Below are 21,055 nucleotides of genomic sequence, written 5' to 3' on the forward strand. Positions count from 1 at the left end.
ATCGCGCGAAAGGCGTTGCCGCGTCGATGTCAAAAAATCGCGGGCGGGATGCAATTAATAGAACGACGGCGGATGGCCGCTTCGCCACGACGCGGGGCAGGGCACTTGCCTGGTCATGGTTTTCCCGTAGCGCGTTCCCCCGCGCTTGGGCGACCCCGGACCCGGTGCAGATTATTGCGGTTTCGATTCCATTTATTCGACTCGACACTGCCGAAGGCGTTGGGATTCAATCGGGTCATTCCGGGAACAGCCCGGCGCCGCGCAGCAGGCCTCGCGGCATTCCAGATGAAAGGGGAACGCAGGATGCAGGTGGATTTTGTCATTGTGGGCGGCGGGATTTCAGGCGCGGCAGCCGCCTACTTTCTTTCTCGGTCGGGAAAGGTGGCGCTGATCGAACAAGAGCCGCATTTCGGCTTTCATAGTTCGGGGCGTACCGCCGGCCAGTTCACCGTTGGCATTTCGGCCGACCAGATGCGCGCCATGGCCGCTGCCAGCCGCGCGTTCTTTTATGAACCGCCCTCGGGCTTTGCCGACCTTCCCCTGATCGAGCAGCGCGGCAGTCTGACCTTGGGCCGCCATGCTCAAAAGGCCGTGCTGGACACCTTGCACGCCCGTATCGGGCAAGCGGGCGGCAACGCCGAATGGGTGGACCGCGAACAAGCGATGGCCCTGTTCCCCGCGTTGCTGGCCGACAAGTTCGACCTGGGCGTCCATGAAACCGATGCGCAGGACATCGACGTGAACACGCTACTGCAGGCTTACCTGAAAGGCGCCAAGCGCAACGGGGCCGTGCTGGCGACCAATACGCCGGTGCAGGGGATAGAACGGCACGCCGGCAAGTGGCGCATCCGCACCCAGGAAGAGGACTACACCGCCAACGTGATCGTCAATGCGTCCGGCGGCTGGGCTGACACGATTGCCCAGATGGCGGGCGTGGCGCCCATCGGCATTACGCCGTACAAGCGCACGGCCTTTACCTTTCCGCTGCTGCCCGGTTCGGAAGGCGGGCACTGGCCGCATGTGTGCAACGCGGACTACCAGTGGTACGTCAAGCCGGAACATGGTTGCTTCATGGGCTCGCCCGCCGACGCGCAACCGGTGGCCCCGGGCGAGGTCTATCCCGAAGAGCTGGACGTGGCGCAGGGCATCTACAACATTGAGATGGAAACGAGCTTGCGCGTGCCGCGACCCCTCAGCGTCTGGGCGGGCGTGCGCAGCTATGTGCGCGACCGCAACCCGGTCTGCGGCGCGCGCGCCGACAGCCCTGATTTCATCTGGTATGCGGCGCTGGGCGGTTGCGGCGTGCTGACCTCGCCAGCGATGGGGCAGGCCGTGGCGGCGCTGGCGCAGCGCAATGCCTTGCCCGACGCGTTGCAAGCCCGTGGCCTGACGCCCGAGGCGTTGTCGCCCGACCGCGCCACGCTGCGATCCGCCTGATTCCGGCAAATTCAAACAAGCAAACCACAACGGGGAAACGCAAGCCATGATCCAACACAAGATTTCCAAACGGGATTTCCTGAAGCTGTCGGCCACGGCCGGCACCTTGATGGCCGCGCCCGCCTGGGCACAAGCGGCACCAGCCACGACCACGCCGCCGTCCGCCCCGCGCGGACAGGTGATTGCCGGCATTTCGCAGGAACCCACGGTATTCAATCCGCTGATGCCGGGCAGCGAAGTGGACCAGGGCGTGTGGTGGCAGTTGTTCAGCACGCTGTGGTTCATCGACGCGCAAGGCAACATCGTGGCCGACCTGGCGCGCGAAGTGCCGTCTGTCGCCAACGGCGGTCTGTCGGCCGACGGCCTGGTCTGGAAGGTGAAGTTGAAGACGGGCGTCACCTGGCACGACGGCAAGCCGTTCACTGCCCGCGACGTCAAGTACACGCTGGAATTGATCAACAACCCTGCGTTCCGGGCGCGCAATCGCGTCGGCCATTCGCTGGTGCGCGACATCACCGTCGTGGCCGATGACGAAATCCATTGGCGCATGGAAAGCAGCTTCACGCCGTACATGTCGGTGCTGTCCCAGACCTTCATGGTGCCGGAACACATACTTGCCACGGCCGCCGACCCCAACACCGCGCCGTATAACCAGGCGCCCGTGGGCACGGGCCCCTTCCGCTGGGGCGCGCGCCGCGCGGGCGACCATATCCAGTTGGAACGCAATCCCGCCTATCACGGCCAGGGCCCCTACCTGTTGCGCGTCATCTTCAAATACATCCCCGACCAGACGATGCTGTATACGCAATTCCGCAGCGGCCAGATCGACTACCTTGGGCTGTCGGGCATCCAGCCCAGCTTCGAACAAGAGGCGGCCAAGCTGCGGGGTGCGCGCATCATGGCGGTGCCCACGCCGTTTATTGAACACGTGGCGCTGAACCTGGGCTTTGCCCCGTTCGCGGACAAGTCCGTGCGCCAAGCCCTGTACCTGGGCATGAACAAGGAAGCCCGCATCAAGGCCATTTATCAGGGCCGGCCGCTGCCGACGGAATCCTATGTGCCTAAAGGCCACTGGGCGTACAACGACGCGCTGCCAGCGCACCGCTACGACCCGCAGGCCGCGCGCGCCTTGCTGGATGCGGCCGGTTGGGTGCCGGGCAGCGATGGCATCCGGGTCAAGAACGGCCAGCGTCTGGCGTTCACGAATTCCACGACGGCCGGCGCGCAGGCACGCGAGCAGTCGCAACAACTGCTGATGCAGGACTGGCGGCAGATCGGGGTGGAGATGACCATCGAGAACATGCCCGCGGCCGTCATCTGGGGTAATTTCTGGCAGAAGTCGCAATACCAGTCGGTCATGGTGGCGTCCAACTTCCTGCAAGGCAGCGACCCCGACGTGACCGCGCGCTTCTCCAGCGCATCCATACCCGCCAAGGGCGGCAGCGGTCTGAACACCTATCAATACCAGAACCCGGAAATGGATCAGTTGCTGATGCAGGGCACTCGGGAATTCAATCGGGACGAGCGCAAACGCATCTATCACCGTATCCAGGAGATCGTCAGGACCGACCTGGTGATGCTGCCCGTGTCGCAGACCGTCATCATCGAAGCCGTGAAGGACAAGCTGGTCGGCTACGAAAACAATATCAACAGCTCGTCCAACTGCTGGAACATGCGCAGTTGGTATTGGGCAAGCTGATGGGCGGAGTCTTTAGATGACCCAATACCTGCTCAAGCGCGGCGGCCAATCCCTGGTCCTGCTGCTGTTGGTTTCGCTGATTGGATTCGGCATCCTCTACCTGTCGCCGGGCGGTCCGCTGTCGCAGTTGGCGCAATCGTCGAACATGGCGCAAGAGGATATCGACCGCCTGACCCGCAGCATGGGGCTGGACCGTCCCTTCCTTATCCAGTACGGCGACTGGCTGCTGCGCATGGTACGTGGCGATTGGGGGGCGTCTTACCGCGACGGCATCGGGGTGCTGGCCACCATTGGTTCGCACATCGGCGCGACCTTGTCGCTGATGGCGGTATCCACCGTGATCGCCGCGTTGTTGGGCGGCATAATCGGCATCTGGGGCGCGGTGCGGCGGCATTCCTTGATGGACGCGCTGTCGTCGGTAGGCGCGATGATTGCGCTGTCCATTCCGACGTTCTGGTTCGGCCTGATGGCGATCTACCTGTTCTCGATCAAGCTGGGTTGGCTGCCGGCCGGTAACCAGCAGACCTTCGGCGACGGTTCGTTCCTGGACCTGGCGCATCACATGATTGCGCCGGTGATGGTGCTGGCGCTGGTCGAGACGGCGGTGTGGGCGCGCTTCATGCGTTCGTCCATGATCGAGACGCTGGAGCAGGATTACATTCGCACCGCCCGCGCCAAGGGGGCGGGCGGGCGCGCCATCATCCTGTCGCATGCCTTGCGCAATGCGCTGCTGCCCATGATCACCCTGGTCGGCCTGCAGTTCCCCACCTTGCTGGGCGGCGCGTTGATTACCGAGACGGTGTTCAGTTGGCCCGGCATGGGCCGCTTGTTCTTCGATTCGCTGGAATACCGCGACTACCCCGTGGTCATGGGCATTCTGATGCTGTCCGCCATCATGGTGATGCTGGGCTCGTTGCTGGCCGATGTGCTGTACGCCATCGCCGATCCTCGTATTCGGATGGACTGAGCATGATGAAAGCCCCTGGAATCTCTGATCCGGTCACGGCCGGCGGCGCGTACTGTCCGCCCGGCCCACTGCGCGCCGGCTGGCGTCGCTTGGCGCGCAACAAATTGGCGACCGCTGGCGTCGTCGCCATTGCCCTGATGGTGCTGCTGTGCTTCGCGGGGCCGTTGGTCTTGCGTCTGGACGCCAGCTATATCGACGTGCTTAACCGCTTTGCGCCGCCGCTAAGCGCCGGGCATCTGCTGGGTACGGACGAGCTGGGCCGCGACGTGCTGGCCCGCCTGATGGCTGGCGGGCGGATCTCGCTGACGATCGGCTTTGCGGCCATGCTGATATCGGTGGTGATCGGCACTATCGTGGGCATGGTCGCCGGCTACCGGCGTGGCTTCGTGGGTGCCTTGCTGATGCGGTTTGTCGACGCCATGCTGGCGTTTCCGACAATTTTCCTGATCCTGGCCCTGGCCATGCTGGTCAAGCCGGGCATCGTTTCAACCACCATCCTGATCTCGGCAACCTGCTGGATGGAAGTGGCGCGCCTGGTCGAGGGGCAGTACCGCTCGCTGCGCAATGCGGAATACGTGGCGGCGGCGCGCACGGTCGGGGCATCGGGCTTGCGCATCATGGTTGTTGAACTGCTGCCCAACGCCATGGGCCCCATCATCATCGTCGCTACCCTGAACGTGGCGCGCGCCATCTTGCTGGAGTCCTATGTGAGCTACCTGGGCTACGGTATCCAGCCGCCCGTGGCCAGCCTGGGCAACATGCTGAACAACGCCCAGATCTACCTGACTTCGGCGCCCTGGCTGGCCATCGTGCCCGGCGTGGCGATCGCGCTGACCGTGACCAGCGTGAACTTCATCGGCGAAGGGCTGCGCAATATACTCGAGCCGCGCAGCCACTGAAATCACCCGCGCGCGCGCCAGCCGGTCCCCCTTGATCCGAGCCTAGCCACCCTCACACGCCCTGGAGACCGGGATGCTTCGACGTCTGCCCTCGCTGAACGCGCTACGTTGCTTTGAAGTCGTGGCGGCCCACACCAGCGTCAAGAAGGCCGCGCAGATTTTGAACGTGAGCGAAAGCGCGGTCAGCCGGCAGGTTCGCATCCTGGAAGAGCAGTTGGGGCAGACGCTGTTTCTGCGCACCCACAGCGGGTTGGAAATCACCGAGGCCGGGCGCAAGCTTGCCACGACGGTGAAGGAAGCGTTCGACCATATCGCCAACGCCATCGACCCCACGCATACCGATCAGGACATTGTGACGCTGCGCGTGATTCCCACCTTTGCGCTGCGTTGGCTGTTTCCCCGGCTGCGGCGTTTTCACGAGCAATACCCGATGATCAAGGTCGTGGTGCGCACACGGCTCAACGACATGACGGCCGATGAAACGGATTCCGACCTGGGTATCCGCTACGCGCTTGGCAACTTCTCGCACGAAGACGCCACCGAACTCTACGCCGAATGGATCGTGCCGGTGTGCGCGCCCGGCCACATCGATGCCGCCGACCCCGAGCGCGGCTTGCGCGAGTCCACGCTGCTGCACCCCTTGCCCGACCACCAGGACTGGATCACCTGGTCCGAGAAGACCGGTATCGAGCTGCTGACGCGCGGCGGCCTGGATTTCGACGCACTGGATATGGCGTTGAGCGCCGCCGAGGCCGGCCTGGGCGTGGCCATCGCGGACGTAGTGCTGGCGCACCAGGCCATTGAGGATGGTCGTGTCGTCGTGCCGCTGCGCCGTGCGGTGCCCACCGGTGTGTCGTACTACCTGGTGCGCCGGCCAACCTTGCGCCATCGCCGGCAAGTCAAGCTGGTGGAAGACTGGATCGTCAGCGAATTGGTGGAATCCAAAGCCATCATTGCGTCCTACGCATAGCCCTTGGGGTGGGGGGCACGAGGTTGGGCATGCCGCTTGCTGAAGCTGCGCGTCATGCCGCCGGGTTCGTGCACGCAGGGCGCAACCGGCGAATTGACCCCCATGGACAAGGAGCCCCTGATGAAACGCAAAACGGCAAACGCCAAACAAATCAATGAATTGCTTTACCAGGCGCTGGAGACTGAAATCGGCGGCCTGACGGTGTACGAGACCGCCGTGTCCTGTGCCCTCAACGAGGACCTGAAGAAGGAATGGAAGGAATACCTGGAAGAAACGCGCACGCACCATCGTGTGCTTTTGACCGTATTTGAACAACTGGGACTTGACCCCGCCGAGCAGACGCCGGGGCGCGAGGTGGTGCGTCACCTTGGCGAGTCGCTGGTCAAGGCCATGAAAATGGCCATCAATGCGGGCGATGCCGATGCCGCGCAGTTGGTGGCGACGGAATGCGTGGTGCTGGCCGAGACCAAAGACCACGCCAACTGGTCGCTGATCGGGCTGCTGGCCGAGCAGCATTCCGGCAAGGAAGCCGCGATTCTGAAACAGGCCCACGACGCGGTGGCGCAGGACGAAGACCACCACCTGTATCACACGCAAGGATGGTCGCGCGAGCTGTGGGTGGAGTCGCTGGGACTACCTGCCGTGTTGCCCCCGCCTGAAGAAGTCAAACAAGTGAAGACCGCCATCGGCGCCTCGCGCGCCGAGCAGGCGCGCGGCGAAATGCTGAAACACTAGGAGAGACTCAATGGCAAGCAAGAAACCCGCAGCCAAGGGCGCCGCTGGCGCATTGCCCACTGCATACATGAACACCGACAGCGGCCCGGCCGCCGGTCCCTCGGGCAAGCCGACCGAACCCGCGCTAAAGCGCGCGGCCGCCGTGGGCGCCACGGCTGCGTCCATGCCCCACAACGCCAACAAAGCCGCCGAATACGGGGAACAGGCCGCGCGCTGTCCTTACACCGGCGCGCAGACGACACCGCCCGACCCCTCGGTGGGCGCCAGTTCCTTGTCGGAATCCGAGTCCACCGCCAAGACCGGCGACGCCGCCGCGCCTGGGGTCAACGAGGTGCACGGACGCCTGTCACGGGTGCGCTCGGACGGCAGCGGTCAGCCGTTGACGACCAACCAGGGCGTGCCGGTTGCCGACAACCAGCATTCGCTCAAGGCGGGCGTGCGCGGGCCGGCGCTGCTGAAAGACTTCATCCTGCGTGAAAAAATTACGCACTTCGATCACGAACGCATTCCCGAGCGCATCGTGCACGCGCGCGGCTCGGCCGCCCACGGTTACTTCGAGTGCTACAAGCCCTTGACCGACCTGACCGCGGCGTCCCTGTTTGCCGAAGCCGGCAAGCGCACGCCGGTGTTCGTGCGCTTTTCCACCGTGGCGGGCGAGCGGGGCTCCAAGGACACCGCGCGCGACGTGCGCGGCTTCGCGGTCAAGTTCTATACCGACGAAGGCAACTGGGACCTGGTCGGCAACAACATGCCTGTCTTCTTCATCCAGGACGCGATGAAGTTCCCGGACCTGGTCCACGCGGTAAAACCCGAGCCGCATCACGGCATGCCGCAGGCGGCGTCCGCCCACGACACGTTCTGGGACTTTGTTTCCTTGATGCCGGAGTCCACTCACATGCTGATGTGGGTGATGTCCGACCGGGGCATTCCGCGCAGCTATCGGATGATGCAGGGTTTTGGCGTGCATACCTTTCGGTTCGTCAACGCCAGCGGGGAGTCACGCCTGGTGAAGTTCCACTGGAACCCGGTTCTGGGCACGCATTCCCAGGTGTGGGACGAAGCCGTCAAGGTATCGGGGGCCGACCCCGACTTCCACCGCCGCGATCTTTGGGAAGCCATTGACGCGGGCCACGGCCCGGAATGGGAACTGGGTGTGCAGATCTTCACCGAGGAAGACGCCGAGCGCTACAGCTTCGACGTGCTGGACGCCACCAAGATCGTGCCCGAGGAATTGGTGCCCATCACGCCCATCGGCCGCATGGTGCTGGACCGCAATCCCGATAACTTCTTCGCGGAAACCGAGCAGGTGGCGTTCTGTACGGCGCACGTGGTGCCGGGCGTGGATTTTACGAACGACCCGCTGTTGGCGGGCCGCATCCATTCGTATGTGGACACGCAGATCTCGCGCCTGGGCGGCCCCAATTTCCACGAAATTCCCATCAACGCGCCGGTGGCGCCGGTGCATAACAACCAGCGCGACGGCATGCATCGCCAAGCCATCCACCGTGGCCGCGTGGCCTACGAACCGAACTCGCTGGCGGGCGGGTGTCCGTTCCAGGCGGGCATGCAGGGCTTTGTGCCTTTCCCCGAGCCGATCGCGGGCGATGAATTGCGCGGGCACCCCGAGAAGTTCGCCGAGCACTACAACCAGGCCACGCTGTTCTACAACAGCCAGACTGATTGGGAAAAGCAGCACATCATTCACGCCTTCTCGTTTGAACTGAGCAAGGTGACGGTGCCCGCCATCCGCCAGCGCATGGTGGCGTCGCTGCGCAATGTGTCCGATGAATTGGCGCAAGGTGTTGCCGACCTGTTGGGCATGGCCTTGCCCGAACCGATGCCGCGCGCGGCGGCGCAGCCGCCCAAGCCGGAAGTCGAGGTGTCGCCCGCGCTGTCGCTGACCGCAAGGCCGGGCGACGGCGGCGTGGCCACGCGCAAGGTTGCCATCCTGGTGGCGGAAGGCGTGGACGGCGCGGCGGTGACGGCGGTGGCTGACGCGCTGATCCAGGCGGGTGTGGTGGTGCGCCTGGTGGGCCAACGCATTGGCCCCGTGCAGGCCGAAGGCGGCGGCATGTTCGACGCCGATGCATCGCTGGACAATCATCCGTCCGGCCTGTTCGACGGCGCGGTGGTGCCTGGCGGCGAAGGCGCGGTGACGCGCTTGCAGGCGGATGGCCGCGCGCTGGAGTTCTTACGCGATGCGTTCCGGCACGGCAAGACCTTGCTGGGCTTGGGCCGGGGAGGGCAGTTGTTCGGGTCGGCGGGCATTGCGCCCGACGAGGCGGACAGTGGCCTGTTGATGGGCGGCGGCGCGCCGGCAAAAAGCGCGGCGGCGTTCATCCAGGCGCTGGCCATGCATCGGCACCCTGAGCGGGAAACGATGCCGCCGATGGTGTAGGGCGGTCTGACGTAAGCGCGCTTGGCCCCGGACGTTTGAAACGTGCCGGGGCCAAGCGTTTTTTCTGGCTTTTCTTGCTGGCTCTGGTCTGGATTTATTCCAGCTTGATGTCGGCCCGCTTGGCCACGTCTCCAAACGTTTTCACCTCTTTCGCGATCCGCTCCTTGAGCTCCTGCCCCGGCAAGTACACCGGTTCCAGCGCCAGGTCCGACACCGCCTTGCGCACTTGCGGGTCTTGCATGATCTTTTCCACCGCGCGGTTCAGCGTATCGATAACCGGCGCGGGCGTGCGCGCGGGGGCGGCCAAGGCGTACCAGCCCACGAACGACACCTGGGGTATGCCGGCTTCGGCGAAGGTGGGTACGTCCGGCAGCTGCGGCATGCGGTGGTCGCCGGTAACGGCCAGCGCGCGCACTTTGCCCGCACGCACCTGCGGCGCGGCGGACGACACGGTGTCCACGCCCAAGGACACTTCGCCGCCGATCATCGCGGTGATCAACTGCGCGCTGCCCTTGTATGGCACGGGCATCATCTTCGCGCCGGCGGCCTCGGCGAACATTTCTCCGGCCAGATGCGGTGCGGAACCCGGCCCAAAGGTGCCGTACATCAGCCCGCCCTTGCTGCTTTGCTGCTTGGCCAGCGTGGCGGCTTCCTGCACCGTGGTGGCGGCCAGGCCGTTCTGCGCCAGCAGCACCACCGGCGCGATGGCGACGATGCCAATGTGCTCAAAGCTACGCAGCGGGTCGTAGGGCAGTGAAGGCTTCAGCGCCGGCAGCACCGTGTACGTGGTGCTGCCCGACAGCAGCAAGGTGTAGCCGTCGGGTTGCGCGCGCGCCACTGCGTCGGCGCCGATCACCGTGGATGCGCCGGGGCGGTTCTCAACGATGACGGACTGGCCCAGGCTGCCCGACAGCTTGTTGGCCAAGAGTCGCGCCACGGCATCGGTGGCGCCGCCGGGCGTAAAGGGCACGACGATCTTGATCGTCTGCTCGGGATAGGCGGCGTGGGCCTCGCCCGCATAGGCGGCGACGGCAAGGTTGAACGCCATCACGGCGGCACAAAATCTAGCGGTCATTGCAACGCTCTCGGTCAGTCAGGAAAAAATCGGAATCAGGTTCAGGCCGCTGTTGCACGCGGGGTCTGGCGCAGGCTTGCGCCTTGGTCGCCCAGATCCCAGTACAGGCCCGCCATGATGGCCAGCCCTTCGCGCGCCACGCTGCCCAGCAGATGTTCGTTGGGCGCGTGCTGCGCGCAGGCGGGGTAGGAATGCGGCACCCACAGCGTGGGCAGGCCCAGCAGGTCGGCAAAAATTTCATTCGGCAGCGAACCGCCCAGGTTCGGCAGCAGCGCGGGGCGCTTGCCAGTGGTGCGTTCCAGCGACGCGGCGGCCCAGCGCACCCAGGCGTTGTCGGGCGATAGACGGGTGGCGCCGCCCTGCATGCCGATGCGCACTTGCACGTCTTCAAAGCCGCCTTGGCGCAGGTGTTCGCGCACATGGGTTTCTAGCGCGCGCCAGTCGGTGCCGACCACAAAACGCAGTTGGCACCACGCCACGGCTTCGGGCGGAATGGCGTTGACCGGTTTTGCCGGGTCGCCCGCGCCAAAGGTCAGCACGTCCAGGCTGTTCCAGCCGAACACCTTTTCCGGCGCGGACAGTCCGGGTTCGCCCCACCAGTGGTTGATCTCGGGGTCGTCTTCGCCGCCGCCCACCTCCAGGTCGGCCAGGGCCTCAGCCACGGCGGCGGGGATGGGGGGCGGGCGCAATCCCGGCACGGTGATGCGGCCTTGTGCGTCCACCATCGAGCCGATGGCGTGCATCAGCACGATGGCCGGGTTGGCCAGCAAACCGCCCCAGTTGCCCGAGTGATAGCCGCGTTCGCGGGCACGTAAGGACAATTCAAAGTTCACCGCGCCGCGTGACCCCATGAACAGGGTGGGGCGCGTCGCATGCAGGCGCGGCCCGTCGCTGGCAATGAAGACGTCGGCGGCCAGGGCATCGCGCTGCGCATCGCAGAACGCGGCCAACCCGGGCGACCCGGCTTCCTCGCCGGTCTCGATCAGCCAGGTGGCGTTGAAGCCCAGCTTGCCGCCGCGCGCGGCGATCACCTGCCGTAGCGCTTCCAGGTTGATGGAATGTTGGCCCTTGTTGTCGGCGGTGCCGCGTCCATACCAGCGGTCGCCGTCCACTTGCAGGCGCCACGGGTCGCGCCCGGCTTCCCATTTGGCGGCATTGCCGCGCACCACATCGCCATGCCCGTACATCAGCACGGCCGGCAGCCCCGGCTGTTCCACGCGGCGCGCCACCAGGATGGGCAGGTCGACCCCGGCGGGGTTGGCATGCACCTCACAGGTGAAGCCCAACTCGGTCAGGGTCGGAATCAAGTCCTGGTTCAGGTAGGCGTGTTGGGTGGGCGCCTGGTCCGGCACCTCGCTTTCCGTGGCGTAGGCGACGCGGCGCGCCAGCGTGGATTCAAGGGTGCCGTTGTCGAAGGCTTCAACGGCTTGCAGGACGGCTTGTTCACGGTTCACGGCGGCTCTCGAGACGCAAGGTTGCAAAAGAAGGCACAAAGTTATTACGCATCAGTACATGCCACAATTAGATAATTAGCACCTTTGCATTGCCTTTTAGGCATGGCATGAAAAACAGCTTGATTGGGGTCAATATGAGGGGGAAGGCAGCATGATTTCGTTAGGCCTGCGATATTTTCTTGAGGTTGCCCGCAGCGGCTCGATTGCTGGCGCGGCGGCGGCGCAGCATGTGGCCGCCTCCGCCGTCAGCCGCCAGATCGCCAAACTGGAAGACGGACTGGGCATTGCGCTGTTCGAGCGCCAGGCGCGCGGCATGGAACTAAGCGAGGCCGGACGCCAGCTTGCCGCCTACGCCAATGCGGCGGCCTTGGAGGCCGAGCGCATCACCACCGAAATCCGCCAACGCAGCCACGTGGGCGACGTCACCATACGGTTGGCGTGCACCGAAGGTTTCGCGCATCACTTCCTGCCGCTGTGCATGGCCGAGTTCAAGCGCATGCGGCCCGAGGCACGCTTTCATCTGCACGTGGAACGCCCGGAAGAGGTCAGCCGCCACATCCTGGAAGGCCTGTCGCAGATGGCCCTGCGCTACACCACGGCGCAGGACGACCGCCTGAAAACAGAACTGCTGACCCGCGCACCCGTCTACGCCGTGATGTGCCGCAAGCACCCGCTGGCCAGCCGCCGCAGCGTCAGCATGCGCGAACTGGTGAACTTTCCGCTGTCGCTGGGCGACCAGGGCACCACGGTGCGGCAACTGTTCGACGCCGCCTGCGCCAACGCCGGGCTGCACATCGAACCCGCCTACGTGTCGAACCATTCCGCCGCCTTCCTGCCCATGCTGCCGGGAAGCCAGATCGTTGCCCTGTCCGGTTACCTGACGCTGATGGGGCAGTTGGGCGGCGAAGGCGGGCTTGCGGCGGTGCCGTTCAGCAATCCGGAAATGCGGCAACGAAGCATCCAGGTACTGACCTTGCAAGGCAGAACCCTGCCGCTGCTGGCGCGGGAGTTCCTGGCGTTCATGGCTGATCGTTTGACGGCTGCACCGAGGTGGCCGGAGTAGTCCGGTTCAAACTGCAACGCATCTGGATTAGCTATTAAGCTAAGATTAGCTGCACAGCTAAGCTAACTGTTTTAGCTAAGGCAATTCTTTCCGGTCGGTTGCCAGACCTCTACGCCGAGACAATCCAGGCCAGCCATGAACTTAGCAATTGATACCCAAGATCGATTTGCTCTTAGCGCCAAAGAGCGCGAGATGGCGGCCCGCTTGGCGGCGGCTCTAGTCGACGCCACGGGCTTTGCATTGGTTGGCGTCAGCACAAGGGCGGTATCCGCCGAAGATAAGCGCCGTCTGCCTGTCGTGACGCTGCAAGCAAACCAAAGCAAGGTGGATATCGTTGTGCGTACGGTTCGCCACGCCTATCCGCGAGATGTTCGGGAAGCCATATGGCAATTGGAGTCATCCGAGGTACCTGACGCTGCCAAGCGAAACCAGATTCCGATGGTGGCTGCCGATTCATTAAGCCCGGGTGCGAAAGCCCTGCTACGCGAACGCGGCATTGGCTACTTCGAACCAGACGGGTGCCTTTACCTGCGGTGGCGCCATTGCTTGGTGAATATTGAACGCGCGAAGCGCGTGCCGGCCAAGGCGCGTTCGATTCCTCTCTTTAGCGGTGCGCGCGAAAACGTCGTGCACGCCTTGTTGATGTCTCGCGGCGCCTGGATTACCGGGGCGGAATTGGCCGAGCGCGCGCAAACCTCTACGTATACCTGCTCCGTTGTGCTGCAAGAGCTGGAAAAACGGGAATGGTGCCAAGCAAGCGGCGCCGGCCGCACTCTGCGGCGACGGCTTGTCGAACCAGGGCTGCTATTGGATGCGTGGGCAGAGCAGTGGGTGCTGCGCAAGAATCCAGCGAGTCACTGGTATACGTTTGCCCAGCGTCCAGATCAGCTCATGCGCCAACTGGCTGATCGCCTGCGCCAGTCAGAGATATCAACCCCCTGGGCATTCAGCGGTGCGGCGGCGGCTAACCTTTATGCACCGCTGTTGACGCACGTCGACACCGTCGACATTGTTATTGCACCTGGCGAATCAGAAGCGTTTGCCCACGCGCTGGCGCTTGAGCCGGTAGACCAAGGATCCAACGTCACCTTGGTGGAACGAGATGGCGCAAGCATGCTGTTTCGTCACGATTTCATGCAGGACCAGTCCCATTTATCCAGCCCTTTCATCCTTTACCTTGACCTACAGAATGGCCATGGTAGGAATAAGGAGTTAGCGCAAAGGGTGCGCGAAAAACTGGAGCTGTAAATGGCGGATGAAGTCAAACCGAGGGTCGCCGAAGGCTATCGCTCGGACGTGACCGTGGCATGTGAACGAACCTTGCTGACGTTATATGGCGCATTCGGCAGTCTGAAGACATCGTTGCGGCTTGTGGGCGGTTTGGTTCCGCGCTATTTGACACCTGCTTCCCCTCCTGAAGTCCCGCATCATGCCGGTACGTCGGATGTTGATGTGGTGCTCAACCTGCAAATCATCGCGCAAGGTGAAGGCTATGCATCGCTTTCCAAGCAATTGCTACATCGTGGTTTCGCGCGCTATGTCGATGCTCGGGGAGTAGCCTCGTCGTGGCGATGGACGCGCCAAGTGGACGATACGCACCACGTGATGATTGAATTTCTGCGCGACGCGGGAACCGTACAGCCGGGCAGGGCGGTAAGCGTCGACGGAGAGCGGGTGTCAGCATTGACAGTGAAATTCGCGGGGATCACGCACGACTGGTTTGAAGAGCAGATTGTCAGTGGCCTGCTTTTAGAGGGTGGTGGCATGTCTTCCGAACGAGTTCGCTATGCGGATGTACCCGCCTTTGTCATCTTGAAGGCGTTGGCTTTGGATGACCGGCATGAAAACAAGGACGCGGCGGATATCGTCCACGTACTGCAGTATGCAGGACCGATTGAACAGGTCGTGGAGCTTTTCGTGAATCGCATCTTTTCGGGGGATCATCCCGCTGCCGTTGACGCGGGCCTGGACGCGCTGCGCCGACGATTCTGCGACGATCACCTAGGCACGGGGCATTTGAAGTTGGGACCGATCGCGTACGCGCGGTTTCACCACGCACACGATGAGGACGCTTGCGTGCGTGCGCAGCGCTATGCTGCCGGACTTGTCCAAGCGCTGTTGGCTGGTATCGCGCTGCGAGTGCAGTAGGTTGTCGTGACCGTCCTCCACGCGCCCTCTGTCCTTAGACCGTACGCCTGCGCCCCACACCCCCCACCTTCAACCGCAGCCTTTCCAACGCCAAATAAACAATCGGCGTCGTATACAGCGTCAAGAACTGGCTGATCATCAGGCCGCCCACGATGGCGATGCCCAGGGGGCGGCGTAGTTCCGCGCCTTCGCCCATGCCCAGCACCAGGGGCAGCGCGCCCAGCAGGCCGGCCAGGTTGGTCATGACGATGGGGCGCAGGCGCAGCATGGCGGCGCGGTGGATGGCTTGTTCGGGGGTCAGGCCTTCGCGGCGTTCCAGGCTGAGGGCGAAGTCGATCATCAGGATGGCGTTCTTCATCACGATGCCCACCAGCAGGAACAGGCCCAGCAGCGCGATCAGCGTGAATTCGATATTCGCGATGCGCAAGGCCAGCAGCGCGCCCACGCCGGCGGACGGCAAGGTCGACAGAATGGTCAACGGGTGCAGCGGGCTTTCGTACAGGATGCCCAGCACCAGGTAGATGGCAATCAGCACGGCCAGGATCAGCCAGGGTTGGTCTTGCAGGCTTTGCTGGAAGTTGCGGGCGTCGCCGCCCAGGCGCGTCTGGATGGTGGACGGCACCATCAAGCTGGCCAGCGTGGCGTCGATGGCGGCCAGGCCCTGTTCCAGCGACACGCCGGGCGCCAGCGAAAAGCCCACGCCCACGGCGGCAAACAGGCCGTCGTGAAAGACGCGGTCGTTGACCAGGCCGTTTTCGTAGGTGGCGAACGCGGTCAGCGGAATGCGGGTGCCGTCGGCGGCCACCACCTGTACTTGCTCCAGCACTTCGGGGTCTTCGGTGTAGCGCGGGTCCAGCTCCAGCACTACGCGGTACTGGTTCATGGCGTCGTACATCGTGGCCACCTGCCGTTGGCTGAACGAATTGCTCAAGACGCTGCTGACCGTGTTCATGTCCACGCCCAGCCGTTGCGCGGCGCTGCGGTCGATGTTGATGACGACCTGCTGCGTGGCGCCGTCGCCTTCGGCATCCACGTCGCGCAGTTCAGGGATCTCTTGCATGGCCTTGGAGATCTTGCGCGACCATTGCCGCAGCGTGGGCACGTCGCTGGCCATGATGGCCAATTCGTGGTCGCCGGAATTGCCGAAGCCGCCGGGCATGCGCAAGTCTTGGTCGACGTTCAGGAAGAACATACCGCCGGGCACCGCCGGGGCGTTGGTGCGCAGCCAGTTGATGACTTCAGTGGACGATTCCCCACGCTCGGCCACGGGCTTGAGCCGGATCAAAAACAGCGAATTGCTGATGCCCAGGTTGCCGCCGTTATAGCCGATGACGTCTTGCACGGCGGGGTGCTTCAGCACCAGTTGGCGGTACTGGTCGATCTTGGGCTGCATGACCTGGAACGAAAAGCCGTCATCGCCGCGCACGAAGCCCATCAGTTGGCCGGTGTCTTGCACCGGCAGAAAGCCCTTGGGCGCGTCGATGTACAGATAAACGTTCAGGCCGACCACGGCGGCCAGCAGTACGAGGGTCAGGCGCGCATGGCCCAGCACGCGGGCGAGCGTTCTGCCGTACCAGTCATGCACGCGCGCAAAGGCTGCCTGCATGCGGGAAGGGCGGGGCGGGGCGGCGGTGGGGTCGGTGGGATTGGGATGAGCGGCCGGTTTCAACCAGCGCGCGCACAAGGCCGGGATGATGGCCACCGACACCACCAGCGATATCACCGTGGCCGCGACCAGCGTGATGGAGAACTCGCGGAACAGCCGTTCCACCAGCCCGCCCATGAACAGGATGGACACGAAGACGACGCTAAGCGCTACCGTCATCGCCACCAGCGTGAAGCCCACTTCGCGCACACCGCGCAGCGCGGCCTTGGTGGGCGACAGGCCACGTTCGAGGTGGCGTGAAATGTTTTCCAGCACCACGATGGCGTCGTCCACCACCAGCCCGGCGGCCACGATCAACGCCATCAGCGACAGGTTGTTCAGCGAAAACCCCCAGGCGTGCATGACGGCGAAAGTGGCGATCAGGCACACCGGAATCGCCACGCTGGGGATGGCCGCCGCGCGTGCGTTGCCCAGGAACAGCCACACCACCAGGATGACCAGCGCGGTCGCCAGCCCCAGCGTGATGTGGGCTTCGCGCAGGGTGGCGTTGATGCCGGGCGAGCGGTCCAGCGCCACGGTCAGGTCCACGTCGGCGGGCATCAGCGCGCGCAGGCCGGGCAGGGCGTCGTTGATGGCGCCGATGGTTTCAATGATGTTTGCGCCGGTCTGGCGGCTGATGGTCAGCACCACGGCGGGATTTTGGTTATGAAAGCCGCTGCTGTAGCGGTTTTCAACGGAATCGCTGACGCGCGCCACTTGCGACAGACGAATCACCGCGCCGTCTTCATGGCGCACGATCAGGCTGCCGTATTCCGGGGCGGTGCGCGGTTGTTCGGGCGTGCCCACTTCCCAGCGCTGGCCGGCCGAATCCAATTGGCCCAGCGGGCGCATGGGCGCGGCATCGGCGATGGCGTTGCGCACATCGTCCAGCGCCACGCCGTAATGCGCCAGGGCGTTGGGGTTGACCTGCACGCGCACGGCGGGCAGCGAGCTACCGCCCATCGTGACCTCACCCACACCATTGATCTGCGACAGTTTTTGCGCCAGCACCGTCGACCCCAGGTCATAAAGCTGGCCGGCGGGGCGCGTGGCCGAACTGAGCGCCAACGCCATGATGGGCGCTTGCGACGGGTTGACCTTGCGGTAGCTGGGGTTTTGCGGCATGCCCGCTGGCAGATCGCCGCGCGACGCGTTGATGGCGGCTTGCACGTCGCGGGCGGCTTCGTTGATGTCGCGGTCCAGCTCAAACTGCAACTGCACGCGGGTGGCGCCCTGGTTGCTGGACGAGGTCATGGCGCTGACGCCGGCGATGCTGCCCAAGGCGCGCTCAAGCGGCGCTGCCACGGTGCTGGCCATGCTTTCCGGGCTGGCGCCGGGCAGTTCGGCGCGCACCTCAATCGTGGGGAAATCCACCTGCGGCAAGGGGGCAACGGGCAGCAGCCGCCACGCCACCGCGCCCAGCAAGGTCAACGCCAGCGCCAGGAAGATGCAGGCGATGGGGCGGTGCAGCAGCGCGCGGATCATGGCTGTGGCCCGTCAGCCCTGGCCGGCTTGTTTTCTACGCCGCGCCGTTGGCCCAGCCGGTGAAAGAACAGATAGACGGCGGGCGTGGTGAAGAGCGTCAGCACCTGGCTGACCAGTAGCCCGCCCACCATGACCCAGCCCAGCGGCTGGCGCAGCTCGGCGCCCGAGCCCGTGGCCAGCATCAGCGGCAGCGCGCCGAACAGCGCGGCCAGCGTGGTCATCAAGATGGGCCGCAGGCGCAGCAGCGCGGCTTCGCGAATGGCGTCTAGCGGCGCCAGGCCGCGTGAGCGCTCGGCTTCCAGCGCAAAGTCCACCATCATGATGCCGTTCTTCTTCACCAGCCCGATCAGCAGGATGATGCCGATGACGGCAATCAAGTCCAGCGGCCGTCCCGTGATCAGCAGCGCCAGCAGCGCGCCGACGGTGGCCGACGGCAGCGTCGACAGGATGGTGACGGGATGGATGGCGCTTTCATACAGCATGCCCAGCACCAGATACATCGTGACCACCGCCGCCAGCATCAGCCACAGCGTGTTGGACAACGAGGCCTGGAACGCCGACGCCGCGCCTTGCAGGCGCAGTTCCACGCTGGGCGGCATGGCGATGTCAGCCTTGGCGGCGTCGATGGCGGCAATGGCCTCGCCCAGTGACCCGCCGGGCGGCAGGTTGAAGGACAGGTTCACTGCCGGAAACTGCGACAGATGGTTGATGGCCAGCGGTACGGCGCGCTCGCTGACGGTGGCCAGGGCCGACAGCGGAATCGCCTGCCCGTCTTCGGTTTGCAGGTGGATGCGTTCCAGCGCATCAGGGCTGAGCGCCAGCTTGCGGTCCACTTCCAGCACCACGCGGTACTGGTTGGACTGCGTGAATAGCGTGGCCACCTGGCGCTGGCCAAAGGCGTTGTATAGCGCCTGCACCACGTCGTCCATCGTCACGCCCAGCCGCGCCGCCGTGTCGCGCGACACTTGCAGATAGGCTTGGCGACCATTGCCTTGCAGGTCGGACGAGACCTCGGCCAAGGCGGGCGATTGGGCCAGCCGCTGCATCAGCGCCTGGCTCCATTGCGCCAGCAGCGCGCTATCGGGCGAGGTCAGGGTGAATTGGTACTGGCCACGGCTGACGCGGTCTTCGATGTTCAGTTCCTGCACCGGCTGCAAGAACAACGAGATGCCGTGGACCTGGCGGGCGCGCTCGTCCAGCCGCGCCATCACGTCCGCCAGCGGCGCGCTGCGCTCGCTCCAGGGCTTCAGGTTGATCAGCAGGCGGCCGGTGTTCAGCGTGGTGTTCATGGCGTCGATGCCGATGAAAGACGACAGGCTTTGCACGTCCGGGTCGGCCAGCAGGCTTTCCGCCACGGCTTGCTGGCGGCGCGACATGGCCTCGAACGAGGTGCTTTGCGCCGACTGCGTCACGCCTTGCAGCACGCCGCCGTCCTGCACCGGAAAGAAGCCCTTGGGCACGGCCAGGTAGAGCAGCCCGGTCAGCACCACGGTGCCCACCATGACCAGCAGCGTCAGGCGCTGGTGGCGCAGCGTCACGTCCAACCAGCCCGCATAGCGCGACTGGACGCGGTCCAGGAAGCCGGGTTTGCCGGCGTCCACATGCGCGGGCAACAGGCGCGCGCACATCATCGGCGTCAGCGTCAGCGATACCGCCAGTGATATCAGGATGGCCACCGCCAGCGTGATGGCGAATTCGCGGAACAAGCGGCCCACCACGTCTTCCATGAACAGCAGCGGAATCAGCACGGCAATCAAGGACAAGGTCAGCGACACCAGCGTGAAGCCGATCTGCCCCGCGCCTTTCAGCGCGGCCGCCATGGGGCTGTGCCCCTGTTCGCGATACCGCGCAATGTTCTCCAGCATGACGATGGCGTCGTCCACCACGAAGCCCGCGCCAATGGTCAGCGCCATCAAGGTCAGGTTGTTGGTGGAAAAGCCCGCCAGGTGCATGAAGCCGAAGGTGCCGATCAAGGACAGCGGCACGGCCAGGCTGGGGATCAGCGTGGCGGGCAGGTTGCGCAGAAACAGGAAGGTGACCAGCACCACCAGCCCCACGGCGAACACCAGTTCCCATTGCACGCCGCGCACCGACGCGCGAATGCTCTCGGTGCGGTCGGTCAGAATGCGGACCTGTACCGCAGCGGGCAGACTGGCTGTCAATTGGGGCAGCAGGGCTTTTACCTGGTCCGCCACCGCGATCACGTTGGCGCCCGGTTGGCGCTGGATGTTGACCAGTACGGCGGGCTGCTTGTCGACCCAGGCGGCCAGGTAGCGGTCTTCGGCGCCGTCTTCAATGGTGGCGACCTGGCCCAGCCGCACCGGCGCGCCGTTTTTCCAGGCCACGATCAGCTCGCGGTATTCGTCGGCGCTTTGCAGTTGGTCGTTTGCGTCCATGATGACCGAGCGCACCGGGCCGTCGAAGCTGCCCTTGGGCTGGTTCGAATTTGCTTTCGCGATGGCGTCCTGCACGTCTGATAATTGCAGCCCGCGCGCGGCCAGCGCCATCGGGTTGACCTGCACGCGCACGGCGGGCCGTTGGCCGCCGGCAAGGCTCACCATGCCCACGCCAGACAACTGCGACAGGCGCTGCGTCATGCGGGTGTCGACCAGGTCGTACACCGTGGGCAGCGGCAGGGAATCGGAGGTCACCGCCAGCGTCAGGATGGGCACGTCGGCGGGGTTGACCTTGCGGTACACGGGTGGGGTGGGCAAGTCGGACGGCAGCAACGAGCCGCTGGCGCTGATGGCCGCCTGCACTTCCTGCTCGGCCACGCCCAGCGAGACATCCAGCGAAAACTGCAAGGTGATTACCGAGATGCCGCTGCCACTGGTGGACGACATCTGCTTCAAGCCCGGTATCTGCCCAAAGCGGCGCTCCAGCGGCGCGGTGACCGCGCGCGCCGTCACGGTGGGACTGGCCCCGGGATACTGCGTGGTGACCTGGATGATGGGGTAATCCACCTGCGGCAGCGCGGCCACGGGCAGCATGCGCCACGCCAGAATGCCTGACAGCAGCAGGGCGATCATCAGGAAGGACGTCGCCACCGGACGCAGGATGAAGGGGCGTGACAGGCTCAT

At 64.6% G+C, this 21,055-nt stretch carries 14 protein-coding genes; 10 read left to right on the top strand and 4 right to left on the bottom strand.

Annotation, left to right across the window (positions count from 1 at the left end; translation table 11 throughout):
• The first annotated feature begins 303 nt into the window (after positions 1-303).
• The 7 genes from ELS24_RS13870 to ELS24_RS13900 all read left to right on the top strand — a co-directional run bounded on the left by ELS24_RS13870 (position 304) and on the right by ELS24_RS13900 (position 9,105).
• Positions 304-1,437 carry an NAD(P)/FAD-dependent oxidoreductase gene (locus ELS24_RS13870; protein ID WP_127184449.1) on the top strand — a complete coding sequence of 378 codons (1,134 nt, stop codon included), beginning with the start codon at positions 304-306 and terminating at the stop codon, positions 1,435-1,437.
• Between the two features lie 46 nt (positions 1,438-1,483).
• Positions 1,484-3,136 carry a peptide ABC transporter substrate-binding protein gene (locus ELS24_RS13875; protein WP_127184450.1) on the top strand — a complete coding sequence of 551 codons (1,653 nt, stop codon included), beginning with the start codon at positions 1,484-1,486 and terminating at the stop codon, positions 3,134-3,136.
• 16 nt (positions 3,137-3,152) lie between these two features.
• Positions 3,153-4,103 carry an ABC transporter permease gene (locus ELS24_RS13880; protein WP_127184451.1) on the top strand — a complete coding sequence of 317 codons (951 nt, stop codon included), beginning with the start codon at positions 3,153-3,155 and terminating at the stop codon, positions 4,101-4,103.
• A 2-nt stretch (positions 4,104-4,105) separates the two neighbouring features.
• On the top strand, positions 4,106-5,002 hold the full coding sequence (locus ELS24_RS13885; protein ID WP_205736971.1) for an ABC transporter permease: 897 nt from the start codon (positions 4,106-4,108) through the stop codon (positions 5,000-5,002).
• Positions 5,003-5,075: 73 nt separating this feature from the next.
• Positions 5,076-5,972, top strand: coding sequence for a LysR substrate-binding domain-containing protein (locus ELS24_RS13890; RefSeq protein WP_050444970.1), 897 nt, complete (start codon positions 5,076-5,078; stop codon positions 5,970-5,972).
• 120 nt (positions 5,973-6,092) lie between these two features.
• The gene (locus tag ELS24_RS13895; protein WP_127184452.1) at positions 6,093-6,707 is read left to right on the top strand and encodes a hypothetical protein; all 615 of its coding nucleotides are present in this window, start codon (positions 6,093-6,095) and stop codon (positions 6,705-6,707) included.
• Positions 6,708-6,717: 10 nt separating this feature from the next.
• A complete protein-coding gene (locus ELS24_RS13900) occupies positions 6,718-9,105 on the top strand; it encodes a catalase (protein ID WP_127184453.1) in 2,388 nt (795 codons plus the stop codon).
• Between the two features lie 94 nt (positions 9,106-9,199).
• Here ELS24_RS13900 and ELS24_RS13905 read toward each other — a convergent pair whose 3' ends face one another.
• Positions 9,200-10,180: a Bug family tripartite tricarboxylate transporter substrate binding protein gene (locus ELS24_RS13905; RefSeq protein WP_127184454.1), complete on the bottom strand. Its 981-nt coding sequence runs from the start codon at positions 10,178-10,180 to the stop codon at positions 9,200-9,202.
• A gap of 41 nt (positions 10,181-10,221) precedes the next feature.
• Positions 10,222-11,634 carry a M20 family metallopeptidase gene (locus ELS24_RS13910; RefSeq protein ID WP_127184455.1) on the bottom strand — a complete coding sequence of 471 codons (1,413 nt, stop codon included), beginning with the start codon at positions 11,632-11,634 and terminating at the stop codon, positions 10,222-10,224.
• Between the two features lie 151 nt (positions 11,635-11,785).
• Here ELS24_RS13910 and ELS24_RS13915 point away from each other — a divergent pair, with 151 nt between their 5' ends.
• From ELS24_RS13915 to ELS24_RS13925, 3 genes are all read left to right on the top strand, one after another.
• Positions 11,786-12,697: a LysR family transcriptional regulator gene (locus tag ELS24_RS13915; RefSeq protein ID WP_050444966.1), complete on the top strand. Its 912-nt coding sequence runs from the start codon at positions 11,786-11,788 to the stop codon at positions 12,695-12,697.
• Between the two features lie 135 nt (positions 12,698-12,832).
• On the top strand, positions 12,833-13,945 hold the full coding sequence (locus ELS24_RS13920; protein WP_127184456.1) for a type IV toxin-antitoxin system AbiEi family antitoxin: 1,113 nt from the start codon (positions 12,833-12,835) through the stop codon (positions 13,943-13,945).
• Positions 13,946-14,845 (top strand): hypothetical protein, encoded by a 900-nt coding sequence (locus ELS24_RS13925; RefSeq protein ID WP_127184457.1) that lies wholly within the window; start codon positions 13,946-13,948, stop codon positions 14,843-14,845.
• Positions 14,846-14,879: 34 nt separating this feature from the next.
• Here ELS24_RS13925 and ELS24_RS13930 read toward each other — a convergent pair whose 3' ends face one another.
• Together ELS24_RS13930 and ELS24_RS13935 are read right to left on the bottom strand one after the other, a co-directional pair.
• Positions 14,880-17,975 carry an efflux RND transporter permease subunit gene (locus ELS24_RS13930; protein WP_127184458.1) on the bottom strand — a complete coding sequence of 1,032 codons (3,096 nt, stop codon included), beginning with the start codon at positions 17,973-17,975 and terminating at the stop codon, positions 14,880-14,882.
• Complete coding sequence (locus ELS24_RS13935; protein WP_127184459.1) at positions 17,972-21,055, bottom strand: multidrug efflux RND transporter permease subunit; 3,084 nt, start codon at positions 21,053-21,055, stop codon at positions 17,972-17,974. Before ELS24_RS13935 ends, ELS24_RS13930 begins: the two co-directional genes overlap by 4 nt.

Source organism: Achromobacter spanius (assembly GCF_003994415.1).
Taxonomy (GTDB): domain Bacteria; phylum Pseudomonadota; class Gammaproteobacteria; order Burkholderiales; family Burkholderiaceae_B; genus Achromobacter; species Achromobacter spanius_C.